Origin of the sequence: Corynebacterium lubricantis DSM 45231, assembly GCF_000379425.1 — a bacterium.
Taxonomy (GTDB): Bacteria; Actinomycetota; Actinomycetes; order Mycobacteriales; family Mycobacteriaceae; genus Corynebacterium; species Corynebacterium lubricantis.
In genome coordinates this window covers 111104-122433 of the sequence record NZ_KB902183.1, presented here as the reverse complement: position 1 = coordinate 122433, position 11330 = coordinate 111104, and the positions used below count along the sequence as shown (strand labels likewise).

The 11330-nt window shown below is 59.7% G+C and carries 11 protein-coding genes; 9 read left to right on the top strand and 2 right to left on the bottom strand.

Going from position 1 to position 11330, the window contains the following annotated elements:
- From A37O_RS14520 to A37O_RS0102965, 6 genes are all read left to right on the top strand, one after another.
- Positions 1–205: transposase (locus A37O_RS14520; RefSeq protein ID WP_018296013.1), on the top strand; the 205-nt coding region annotated here is incomplete at its 5' end.
- 211 nt (positions 206–416) lie between these two features.
- Complete coding sequence (locus A37O_RS0102985; protein WP_018296012.1) at positions 417–1532, top strand: NAD(P)-binding domain-containing protein; 1116 nt, start codon at positions 417–419, stop codon at positions 1530–1532.
- Between the two features lie 59 nt (positions 1533–1591).
- The gene (locus tag A37O_RS0102980; protein WP_026196085.1) at positions 1592–1963 is read left to right on the top strand and encodes an ArsR/SmtB family transcription factor; all 372 of its coding nucleotides are present in this window, start codon (positions 1592–1594) and stop codon (positions 1961–1963) included.
- A complete protein-coding gene (locus A37O_RS0102975; protein WP_245533775.1) occupies positions 1917–3203 on the top strand; it encodes an MFS transporter in 1287 nt (428 codons plus the stop codon). Before A37O_RS0102980 ends, A37O_RS0102975 begins: the two co-directional genes overlap by 47 nt.
- 67 nt (positions 3204–3270) lie before the next feature.
- Positions 3271–4350, top strand: coding sequence for an LLM class flavin-dependent oxidoreductase (locus A37O_RS0102970; protein WP_018296009.1), 1080 nt, complete (start codon positions 3271–3273; stop codon positions 4348–4350).
- Between the two features lie 21 nt (positions 4351–4371).
- Positions 4372–5577 (top strand): hypothetical protein, encoded by a 1206-nt coding sequence (locus A37O_RS0102965; RefSeq protein WP_018296008.1) that lies wholly within the window; start codon positions 4372–4374, stop codon positions 5575–5577.
- Here the strand turns inward: A37O_RS0102965 and A37O_RS0102960 are convergent.
- On the bottom strand, positions 5574–6365 hold the full coding sequence (locus A37O_RS0102960) for a carbon-nitrogen hydrolase family protein (RefSeq protein ID WP_018296007.1): 792 nt from the start codon (positions 6363–6365) through the stop codon (positions 5574–5576). The genes A37O_RS0102965 and A37O_RS0102960 overlap by 4 nt on opposite strands.
- 89 nt (positions 6366–6454) lie before the next feature.
- Here A37O_RS0102960 and A37O_RS14515 point away from each other — a divergent pair, with 89 nt between their 5' ends.
- The 3 genes from A37O_RS14515 to A37O_RS0102945 are packed head-to-tail and all read left to right on the top strand — an operon-like array spanning position 6455 to position 9707.
- On the top strand, positions 6455–6700 hold the full coding sequence (locus tag A37O_RS14515; protein WP_018296006.1) for a hypothetical protein: 246 nt from the start codon (positions 6455–6457) through the stop codon (positions 6698–6700).
- Complete coding sequence (locus A37O_RS0102950) at positions 6697–7887, top strand: alpha/beta hydrolase (RefSeq protein WP_018296005.1); 1191 nt, start codon at positions 6697–6699, stop codon at positions 7885–7887. Before A37O_RS14515 ends, A37O_RS0102950 begins: the two co-directional genes overlap by 4 nt.
- A 50-nt stretch (positions 7888–7937) precedes the next feature.
- Positions 7938–9707, top strand: coding sequence for a pyruvate dehydrogenase (locus A37O_RS0102945; RefSeq protein ID WP_018296004.1), 1770 nt, complete (start codon positions 7938–7940; stop codon positions 9705–9707).
- A gap of 75 nt (positions 9708–9782) precedes the next feature.
- Here A37O_RS0102945 and exaC read toward each other — a convergent pair whose 3' ends face one another.
- On the bottom strand, positions 9783–11303 hold the full coding sequence (gene exaC / locus A37O_RS0102940; RefSeq protein WP_018296003.1) for an acetaldehyde dehydrogenase ExaC: 1521 nt from the start codon (positions 11301–11303) through the stop codon (positions 9783–9785).
- Between the last annotated feature and the right edge of the window lie 27 nt (positions 11304–11330).

Sequence of the window (11330 nt, the reverse complement as noted above, 5' to 3'; positions counted from 1 at the left end):
TGTCGTGGGGATCTTCCCTGACCGTGATTCGGTGGTCCGGTTGGTCGGGGCAGTGCTGGCTGAGCAGCATGAGGACTGGATGCAGCAGCGTCGGTACATGCCTCTGGCGATGCTGTCCTCGACGGCGGAGATGCTGGCGAAGGCCCGGGCAGCTGACGGCGTCGGCGTCGTTGTCGGTGACGGTCAGGAGGCTCTGGTGGCGTAAGGAATCCTGTTCCGTCAGCGGTCAGTTCATCGCTGAGTCAACCGCTGGCGGATACACCACTCAAAAGGACTTGACCTCGAGATCCAGCCGACATCGACCAAAATGCTATACGGGGTAAACTCCATATAAAGCCTTTCTTGTGTAATTATCTGTGACTAGCCTACAGCCTGTTCACGGGCTTTTGTCGGCGAGCTACGATAAACTCGCGTACATGTCAACAAAAATCTATTCTGTAATCATCATTGGCGCCGGCCAAGCAGGCCTCGCAGCAGCCCACGAGCTGATCCGCCGCGGCATAGAAAACTTCCTCGTCATTGACGCAAACTCAGGCCCCGGTGGCGCCTGGAGGCACCGGTGGGACTCGTTAACTCTAGGGAAAGCCCACGGAATTGCCAACCTTCCAGGCTTAGACATGGAGCGACCGGATCCTCATATTCCTGCGAGCAAGCTGGTAGCCGAGTACTACGGCGCTTATGAAAAGCACTTCAATTTTCCCGTCTTACGCCCGGCGCGCGTCGAATCCGTCACCGGCGGCACCGGCGACGAACCTTTTATCGTGACCACGCAGACCGGCGAGAGCTTCCAGGCACAGGTCGTCATTAGCGCAGCGGGCACCTGGGATAGCCCCTATATTCCCTACATCCGCGGCATCGAAAAGTTCCAGGGTAAGCAGCTCCACACGAAGCATTATCGCCGCAAGGAAGATTTCGCCGGGTTAAAAACCTTGGTCGTCGGCGGCGGCTTATCGGCCGTGCAATTCCTGCTGGAGCTCGAGGGAGTCACCGAGACGATCTGGGCCACACATAAGCCACCTCAGTATTTGCCGGGTTTCCAGGAGGGCGACTGGGGCCTCAAAGTTGAGGAGCGCGTTCGCGCCAACACGTTTACGGGCGGCATACCTACCTCGGTGGTCTCGAACACGGGCATCCCGATGATCCCGGATTACCTCGAAGGTACGGAACGCGGTGTTTTAGTCTCTCGCGGCATGTTCAACGAGGTCACTGAAGACGGTGTGATTTTCGAGGGGACGCAATCGTCGATAAGCGAATTGTGCGTGCCCGAATCCTGGCAACCTTTCGAGGCAGGCCACATTGAACCCGTCGACGTGATCTTTTGGAACACCGGCTTCCGCGCGCATATGCCGCACCTGAAATCGCTTAGGCTGCGCAATGCGGGCGGCGGCATCACCATGAAAGACGAGGTCACGCCGGAACGCAATGAGCGGATTCTGCTTGCGGGCTACGGCTCGACGGCGTCGACGGTGGGAGCGAATCGTGCGGGGCGCAAGGCCGGCACGAAGGCATGGAAGCTGCTGAAGGGGAGTTAAAAAGCATCGCTTAACGACGAGGGCCCTCTCCCCCTTCGCCCTCGTGTTAGTATCTGCGTATGCATGCGGATACTAAGAAATGCGGGATGGATCCCGACTCTGAGTTTGTGGATCTCGCGGCCGAGGTTTTAAAGACCCTTGCCGACCCAACACGGATCAAAATCATTCTCGCCCTGCGCCGAGAACAAGAGTTGTCGGTCAATGCGCTGGCTGAAATCGTCGATAAGAAGCCCTCCGGTGTCTCCCAACACCTCGCGAGGTTGCGCATGGCGCGCATCGTAACCACGCGCCAAGAGGGCACCAGCGTGATTTACCAGCTCACCGACGAGCACGCGGTGAAGCTGGTCACCGAGGCAATCCGCCAGGCCGAACACTCCGTATCTAATGGGCAGCTACCACCCCACCACCACTCACCAGCGGAGCGAGGCTAAGATGCTCTCGGTTTTGCACAATCCGACCTATGCCAAACTTTTTGGCGCGCAGATGGTCGCCCTCCTCGGAACGGGCCTACTCACGGTTGCGCTCGGGCTGCTCGCCTTCCAAATTGCGGGTGGCAATGCGGGCATCGTCATGGGCACGGCCATGTCCATCAAGATGGTCGCCTACGTCGGAGTCTCTCCACTCATGACGGCCATTTCCTCCCGGTTCCAGCCCAAACATGTCCTCGTTGCCGCCGACGCGATCCGCGCCGTCGTTGCGCTGTGCCTGCCACTGGTGACCGAGGCGTGGCAGATTTACATCCTCATCTTCTTGCTGCAATCTGCATCCGCAACATTTACTCCGACGTTCCAGGCCGTGATTCCCTCGGTGCTTCCCGACGAGGACGAGTACACCAAGGCACTTTCACTCTCCCGCCTCGCCTACGATCTTGAATCCCTGGTCAGCCCCATGATCGCCGCCGCGCTGCTGACGGTAATCACCTACAACAACCTGTTCGTGGGTACCGCGGTGGGATTCATCGCCTCGACGCTGCTTGTATTGTGGGCAGCCTTTCCCCAGGTCCCACGCTCGGAAGGCACACGCTTTAGCGACCGGCTCACCCAAGGCGTGCGAGCTTTTTGGGCAAAACCCGAACTGCGCAGTTTGATGGGCCTCAACCTGGCGGTCGCGGCGACCTCGGCAATGGTGATTGTTAATACGGTGGTCATTGTCCAGGGCAGCCTCGGAAGATCCGAATCCGATGTTGCACTACTTCTCGCGGCCAACGGCGCAGGCTCGATGGTTGTCGCGCTCTCGATGCCTCGGCTGCTGCGCAAGCTCTCGGATCACGTCGCTATGCTCGCCGGCGGCACGGCCTTGCCCGCTCTCCTTTTGCTGGCGGTGGCCTCACTTGCCTGGCTCGAGGGTCCGGCGCAATGGGGCGCGCTCTTAGCCCTGTGGGCCATCATCGGAGCCGCGACGTCTGCCGTACTCACTCCGTCTGCACGCCTAGTTACCCGCAATAGCACCGAAGATAATCGCTCGTCTGTCTTCGCTGCCCAATTCTCCTTATCGCATGCCTGTTTCCTGCTCACGTATCCCCTCGCGGGAATCGTGGGCGCCTCAATCGGGCTTCCGAATATTTCTGCTGTGCTCGCTGTCCTCGGTTTTCTCGGACTAGGCTTTGCTCTTCGCAACTGGCGTCCGGCACCATCTCCCTCGACGCGCCTAAGCTTGGGCGCTGGGGAATAAAGCATTCCCCATTTTCATTACACTTGTTGATACGAACTCAAAGTTTCAAGGAATTAGGGAGTGAGCAATGAAGGCATTCGGCTTTTTAAGCTTCGGCCACTATGCAATAGGCAATCAGCAGGGCCCCGATGCGGCCCAGGTCCTCAAGGACCAATTAGAGATTGCGAAGGCAGCAGACGAGATCGGCGTGAATAACGCGTCTTTCCGTGTGCACCATTTCGCACCTCAGGGCGCGTCCCCCATGCCCATGCTCGGCGCGGTGGTGGGTGCCACCAAACACATCGAAGTGGGCACCGGCGTGATTGATATGCGCTACGAAAACCCGCTGTACCTCGCCGAAGAGGCCGCCGCGCTGGATCTTCTTTCCGACGGCCGCACCGCTCTGGGTATCTCTCGTGGGTCACCGGAGCCTGCCGACAAGGGCTGGGAGTCCTTTGGCTACGGTGGCGAGGCACCCAACGGAGCCGATATTGCCCGCCAGAAGTGGGAGCTCTTCTTGTCCGCCATTGACGGCTACGGCATGGCCAAGGCCGCTCCCGCCGACCAGCAGTACCCGCGCATGTACCGCGAGGGCACCGCACTTCCCGTCTTCCCGCAGTCCCCTGACCTGCACTCGCGCATGTTCTGGGGTTCGGGCTCGAATAGCTCCGCGGTCCAGGCAGCAAAGGACGGCGTCAACCTGATGAGTTCCACTCTCGTTTCTGAGGCCGACGGTCGCTCGCTCGGCGAAGTCCAGCGCAGCCAGATCGATGTTTACCGCGCCGCGTGGAAGGAGGCGGGCCACTCCTGGAACAACCCTCGCGTGTCCGTTTCGCGATCCATCTTCCCGATCATCGACGATGAAACTCGCCGCTATTTCTCCACTCAGGCGAGCCACGAGGACCAGATCGGTTCACTCGGCGAGGGTTCCAACGTCACCTTCGGCCGCACCTACGCCGCCGAACCGGACACGCTCATCGAGCAGCTCAAGGCAGACCCCGCCATCGAAGCCGCCGACACCGTCTTGATCACCATCCCCAACACCATGGGCGTAGACTTGAACGTGAAGATCCTCCAGGGCTTCGCCGAGCACGTCGCACCTGCCTTGGGCTGGATCCCGAACACCGAGGGCCCCGTTACCGGTTACGACGTAGGCGCTTTCGACTAATCACCTACTACGCTAGGTGGCATGTCTGAATCGTCGAACACCCTCGCGGATGTTGGTGCACTTGTGCGCGAGCGCGGGGACGCGCTGCGCGATCTCGTCCACCAGCAACTTTTCGAGGCACTGCCACCAGCCCGCGGGATCTTCCCCGAAGATCTCTCCGGCGCACACATGCAGCTCCCGCTCGCCACGGCATGGGCACTCGAGCATTCGCTTAGCGACGAGTCCCTGTCCGAAGACGTGTCCGCGCGTGTTCGGGCACTGGGTGCGGAACATCGTCGTCACGGCTTCCCGTCCGACACCTATGATTCCTTCGGCGAGATCCTCGGAAACTCTGTTGCCCAAGTGGTTGGCGCCGACCTAGCGGCCGAGCGCGTCGAGGCCGCCCGCGGGGTGATCACTCAGATCTGCCAGGCCATGAAAGAGTCTGCCTCCGAGGCCGACCTCGCCGGAATCGCGCCTGCTCACGCCGCCGAAGTCGCCTCGATTGAGCAGACCTCCCAGTCGGTGGCCGTTGTGCATCTGGAGTCCCCCACTCCGATCGACTACACCCCTGGACAATTCCTCCCGGTGATGTTGCCGTCACAGCGTGGGTCGTGGCTGAAGTTCGCCCCGGCATTCCCATCCAATCAGTTCGGCCAGTTGGAATTCCACGTTTCCCTCCCCAATGACGCCGTTTCTGCTGCCCAACCTGGAGAGTATTGGACAATCGGCGAGGCCATGAATGGTTTCGCGGGTCTGCGCTCGGGAAACGCCTTAGACAGCACCCTAGATGCCCGGCGCGACGTGCTCATGGTGGCCCTCGGCACTGGACTGGCGCCGATCAAGGCCCTGATTTTCCAGCTGCTGGAGGCAGACACACAACCCAATGTCAGCCTCATCATCTCAGCTCAACATCCCGACGACTTCTACGATCTGGCGACGTTTATCCGCCTCGCCCAGACGCATCAGTGGCTCAGTGTGACCCTTCACGTCGAACAGGCCGTCTCTGAAGCGCTCGATGTTGCCGACGAAAATGTCATTCCGGTCGCACTTCCGATCACGTCGTTAGTCTCCGGGGTGGGCATGTGGTGGGGCCGCACAGTAATTATCGGTGGTGACAAGGACGACGTCGACCCCGTCTGTGCCGCGCTTCTTTCCGCTGAGGCCGACCCTGCCCGCATCTTCGTGGCCACTCCTGAGGGCCCCGATCACTGGTCTGAACAGCAACCCATCCAAGAACCTAGCTAGAGCACAGGCAGGGACTTTCGTGCCTTCATGGTCAGCTCCGGGTCGATATCTACAACCAGCACATCGAACTCGTACCCGAGCTCGGCCACCTGCTCCCCGAAGGGATCGATCAGGGTCGAGTGGCCAATTCCCGTCGGTCCGCTTTCGCCTCCCGCCTCCGCATCTCCACCCGGGCGCGCCTGGCCCGCGGCTGCGATAAACACGTTGGAATCGAGTGCACGGGCCGCGGTGAGCACGCGCCACTGGCGCAACTTGCCCTGTCCGTCGGCCCAGCTGGTGGGCACCACGATGACCTCGGCGCCCTCGCGAGCTAGGTCCTGAAAGTGCTGGGGGAAACGGATATCAAAACAGATGGCAATACCGATCTGCACTCCGTCGACCTCGATGATCACCCGCTCGGAGCCGGGCTTAACGGTGTCGGATTCCTTAAATTTGAAGGCATCAAAGGTGTTGATCTTGTTGTAGCCCTGATGCATTCCCCGCCCTGTGATCAGCGCGGTGTTAAAAACCCGGTTGATGTCTCCGTGGGTATCGGCCGGACGGAACATGCCCGCCACAATGACCACACCTAGCTCGTCGGCAAGTTCTTTCATAGCGGTAGAGAACTCTCCGTCGAGGTCTTCGGCCTGCTTGTCCAGCCGACCGGTATCGAACGCCTGTGACGTCGCCTCTGGGCACACCACGAGGCTGGCGCCCTCGGCTGCGGCCTTGCGAATTCCCTGCTCCGCAATGTGGAAGTTATCCATCTTATTGTCGCCGGTAGTAATTTGCACGAGTCCAATACGCATGACCCCACAATATGTGGATAACTTGGATCTTTCCACAGTTTTTGCAGGTCCTATTCGCCTCATCACCGCTTTTCGCGCATGCTCATGACATGGACACCCTGCGATTTCACACCACCACCGCTGCGCACCTTGAGGCCGTGGTTCCTCGCTGGCCTCCGCCGCAGACACACAATCCGCTTCTGCCCTCGGCCACCTTTATGGCTTTCGAAAAAGCACTCACACTGTGGCACGACCAGATCGTGCGCGATAGCACGCGTGTCAGCGAGCACGCACGCGACGTCGCCGCTTTCCTGCGAGAGGCCGATGCGCTCGACCGTGCTTGGGGGTTGCCGTGATCAAGCCACGCAGCCCCGACGCTCCGCAGGCTTACGATGCCGCGCACCACGAGCTAGGCGCATTGCGCGCAGGTATCGACGACCGCATCGCCACCATTACCTCCGCAATCACGCTGCTTGACGACGAAGAATTCCTGGGCACTGCAGCCGATGCCGCTCGAACGCGGTTCCGGGGGTTGCGCTCGAATCTGGAGGCGACGCGCAACAACATCGAACGGGCAATGTCTCTCCTGCTGCTCGCCCACATCGGCGAAACTTTATGCGTCTCGGCGATCAATGCTGCCCGCAGAATTCAGCCCCTTATGCCCGAAGCGTCGGGCTTCATAGCATTGATGCAGCTCGAGCGCACACGTATCGATGCCCAGGTAGCGGGAGCGCTTGCTCTTCTCACCCAGGAAGTCCCCGAACCCGAGCTCGATCTCCTCTTCGACGCCGCCGGAGTTCCGCTCTCCCAGGTGCACGGCGACAATCTGGGCAAGCTTTCTCCTGAGGCCAGCGCGCTCATCAATGAGCACAACGGTGTGGTGCTGGAATCAGGTGATGGAGGTATCTCGGTACTGCTTGGTGTTCATCCCGACGAAATGGATTCGGTGCAACCGCACGCGATTAATACTCTCGTGGCCGGTGTGGGTTCTTCGGAAACGCATGCGCTGGGCTCGTATCTCGAGCGGGGCTCCACACTTGTCACAAATACTGGTACGCCAACGGTGGTGTGGCTGGGCTATTCTGCGCCCGAATCACTCCTTTTTGATGCCGCCTCAGAAAGCTACGCGCAGGCCGGGGCGGATAATCTCTCCTTCTTTCAGGCGGCGTTGGCTGAGCGCTTCCCCGCGGCAACGCGTACAGTCCTGGCTCACAGTTATGGCACGCTGGTCGCGGTCGAGGCAGCGAAAACCCATGGGCTTCACGCCGACAATCTGGTGCTGATGGGCTCACCTGGGGTCAATGCCCTCCACGTCAGTGATCTGCATCTGCACGCAAGCGATCCGCAGGTCTTCGTCGCCGACACCTACGACGACGAGATCCAACTGCTCCATTACGGGGACTTTGCGTTTCACGGGAGGAACCCGGCCTCTCCTTATTTCGGCGCCCGTCGCATTCCCGATCTCGGTGGCGGAGGGCACGCGGGGCACTGGGACAGCGCGCCTTTACATCGTGCGATACGGGAGATGAACGCTCTGCAATGATCCACGTTTGGGGAGTAGCCTGGTGCCACGACAACAAAAGGAGAATATGAATGGCTGAAAACTTCGCTGCCCAAGTAGTTGCAATGCTCGAAGCCCAAGGCGTCAAACGCATCTTTGGTCTCGTGGGTGACTCCCTCAATCCCTTTTCTGACGCAATTAGCAAGAGTTCCATCGAGTGGGTGCATGTCCGCAATGAGGAGGCAGCGGCGTTCGCAGCCGGCGCCGAATCTCTTGTCACCGGTGAGCTCGCAGTGTGTGCTGCATCCTGCGGCCCGGGCAATACTCACTTGATTCAAGGTCTCTACGACTCACACCGCAATGGAGCGAAGGTCCTAGCCATTGCTTCGCATATTCCAAGCCTGCAGATCGGTTCCCAGTACTTCCAGGAAACCCACCCAGAACAGATTTTCCAAGAATGCTCCGGCTACTGCGAAACCGCGCATTCCGCTGAGCAAGGCGCTCGAATCTTCCACAACGGCATCCAGTCGACGATGGCCGGCAATGGTGTCTCGGTCATGGTTGTCCCCGGTGACGTGTTCAAGGAAGACGCCGTCGAAGGCGGCCCTGCCGCGTCCGTGGTCGCTCGCGGCTCCAATACCAAGGTCTTCCCTGATCCTGCCGAGGCCGCAGCACTGGTCGACGCCATCAATGAGGCAGACACCGTCACGCTTTTCTGCGGCGAGGGTGTCAAGAACGCACGCGAGCAAGTCCTCGCTCTAGCGGAGAAGATTAAGTCCCCAATCGGCCACGCCTTCGGCGGCAAGATGCACATCCAATATGACAACCCCTTCGACGTGGGTATGTCGGGATTGCTGGGCTACGGTGCCTGCCGCGACGCAATGTATGAGGCTGACCTGGTGATTTTGATCGGTACGGATTTCCCGTACAACGATTGGCTGCCAGAGAAAAATGTCGCCCAGATTGATATCAACGGCGCGCACATCGGCCGTCGCACTACCGTGAAGTACCCCGTCATCGGCGATACCGGCTGCGTGATCGAGAACATCCTGCCTCATATCAAGGAAAAGTCGGATCGCTCGTTCTTGGACAAACAGCTCAAGGCGCATGCCCGCACCCTCAATAACGTGATCGGCGCATACACCGGTGAGCACCCCGAATCGGCAAAGCCAATCCACCCGGAATACGCAGCAGGAATCATCGACCGCCTCGCAGCTGACGATGCAATCTTCACCGTAGATACCGGCATGTGCAACGTGTGGGCTGCCCGCTACATCACTCCAAACGGCAAGCGCCAGGAGATCGGTTCCTTCAAACACGGCACCATGGCCAATGCCTTGCCACAAGCCATTGGCGCGCAGTCCGCTGACCGCAACCGCCAGGTTATTTCCTTCTCCGGTGATGGTGGCCTGGGTATGTTGCTCTCCGAGTTGCTCACCGTGAAGCTGCACGACCTGCCTGTCAAGATCATGGTGTTCAACAACTCCTCGCTGGGCATGGTCAAGCTAGAGATGATGGTCGACGGACTCAAGGAGTTCGGAACGGATCATGAACACGTGAACTTCTCCAAGATCGCCGAGGCCATTGGTATCAAGGCATTCCGCATTGAGGATCCCCAAGATCTCGAGTCCACCATCGCCGAGGCGCTGGCTTATCCTGGCCCAGTACTGGTGGATATGGTCACCGATCCGGATGCACTGTCGATCCCACCAAACATCACTTGGGAAATGATGCTCGGCTTCTCCAAGTCGGCCGCAAAGACGGTCTTCAGTGGTGGCATTGGCCGCATGGCTGCACTCGCTCGCACCAACCTGCGCAATATCGGCGCGGCAGCGACGATCGAAACCAACCACCTGGCCTAGGTTTCACTAAGCAGCACAGGTAAAGGGCGCGTGACCAGCTGGTCACGCGCCCTTTCTAGCGTTTCGAAAAGCCCCCTAGAACAGGCCAGTCTCGTTTTCAGCGTAGGAGACAAGCAGGTTCTTGGTCTGCTGGTAGTGGCCCAACATCATCAGGTGGTTCTCGCGGCCAATGCCGGACTCCTTGTAGCCACCGAAAGCAGCGTGCGCTGGGTAGGTGTGGTACTGATTCACCCAGACACGACCAGCCTGGATATCGCGTCCCGCGCGGTAGGCGGTGTTTCCGTTACGCGACCACACACCGGAGCCGAGGCCGAAGTTAGTGTCGTTCGCGATCTTGATGGCCTCCTCGTAATCCTTGAAGGTCGCCACCGACAGGACTGGGCCGAAGATCTCCTCGCGGAAGATGCGCATGGAGTTATCGCCCTTGAACACGGTGGGCTCGATGTAGTAGCCATTCTCCAGGCCATCGATCTTGTTAATGGCACCACCGGTCAGCGTCTCAGCACCTTCCTGCGGGCCAAGGTCCAGGTAGCCGGTGATCTTATCCATCTGCTCCTGGGATGCCTGGGCGCCCATCATGGTGTCGGTATCCAGCGGGTTGCCTACCTTGATGTTCTCCACGCGCTTGACACCCAGCTCGAGGAACTCGTCGGCGATGGACTCGTGTACGAGTGCACGGGAAGGACAGGTACATACCTCGCCTTGGTTTAGCGCGAACATCGCAAAGCCCTCGACGGCCTTGTTGCGGAAGGCGTCGTCCTTGTCCAAGATGTCGGGGAAGAAGATCGACGGTGACTTGCCCCCGAGCTCGAGGGTCACCGGAATGATCTTGTCGGAGGCGGCCTTGTTAATCAGCTTGCCCACGGGGGTGGAGCCGGTAAATGCAATCTTCGCGATGCGGTCGGAGCCCGAAAGCGCCGAACCAGCCTCGTCGCCGAAGCCGTTGACAATATTAATCACGCCATCTGGGATCAGATCGCCGATGATGTTCATCAAGTAAAGAATCGACGCTGGGGTCTGCTCAGCAGGCTTCATCACCACGGCGTTACCCGCTGCCAGCGCCGGCGCGAGCTTCCACGTCGCCATCAGGATGGGGAAGTTCCACGGGATAATCTGCGCCACGACACCGAGCGGCTCGTTAAAGTGGTACGCCACGGTGTCGTCGTCAATTTGCGAAAGGCGTCCCTCCTGGGCACGGATCGCTCCGGCAAAGTAGCGGAAGTGATCAATAGCCAGCGGGATATCGGCGGCGAGCGTCTCACGCACGGCCTTGCCGTTGTCCCAGGTCTCAGCTACGGCGATCTCCTCGAGGTGCTCTTCCATGCGGTCTGCAATACGGTGCAGAATCAGCGCGCGTTCTGCGGCAGAGGTCTTGCCCCACGCCGGTGCAGCCTTGTGCGCGGCGTCGAGTGCGAGTTCGATATCTGCGGCAGTACCGCGGGCAGCCTGGGTAAATACGAGGCCGTTGACCGGCGAAACATTGTCGAAGTACTCACCTTCCACCGGTGGCACCCACTGGCCGCCAATGTAGTTGTCGTACCTCGCCTCGTAGTTAACAATCGAGCCTTCGGTTCCAGGATTTGCGTACACGGTCATTTAGCTTGCTCCCATTCCATTCATCAC

Coding starts and splice junctions, on each gene's coding strand:
- A37O_RS0102985 (WP_018296012.1), top strand. CDS start 417: ATGTCAACAAAAATCTATTCTGTAATCATCATTGGCGCCGGCCAAGCA.
- A37O_RS0102980 (WP_026196085.1), top strand. CDS start 1,592: ATGCATGCGGATACTAAGAAATGCGGGATGGATCCCGACTCTGAGTTT.
- A37O_RS0102975 (WP_245533775.1), top strand. CDS start 1,917: ATGGGCAGCTACCACCCCACCACCACTCACCAGCGGAGCGAGGCTAAG.
- A37O_RS0102970 (WP_018296009.1), top strand. CDS start 3,271: ATGAAGGCATTCGGCTTTTTAAGCTTCGGCCACTATGCAATAGGCAAT.
- A37O_RS0102965 (WP_018296008.1), top strand. CDS start 4,372: ATGTCTGAATCGTCGAACACCCTCGCGGATGTTGGTGCACTTGTGCGC.
- A37O_RS0102960 (WP_018296007.1), bottom strand. CDS start 6,365: ATGCGTATTGGACTCGTGCAAATTACTACCGGCGACAATAAGATGGAT.
- A37O_RS14515 (WP_018296006.1), top strand. CDS start 6,455: ATGGACACCCTGCGATTTCACACCACCACCGCTGCGCACCTTGAGGCC.
- A37O_RS0102945 (WP_018296004.1), top strand. CDS start 7,938: ATGGCTGAAAACTTCGCTGCCCAAGTAGTTGCAATGCTCGAAGCCCAA.
- exaC (WP_018296003.1), bottom strand. CDS start 11,303: ATGACCGTGTACGCAAATCCTGGAACCGAAGGCTCGATTGTTAACTAC.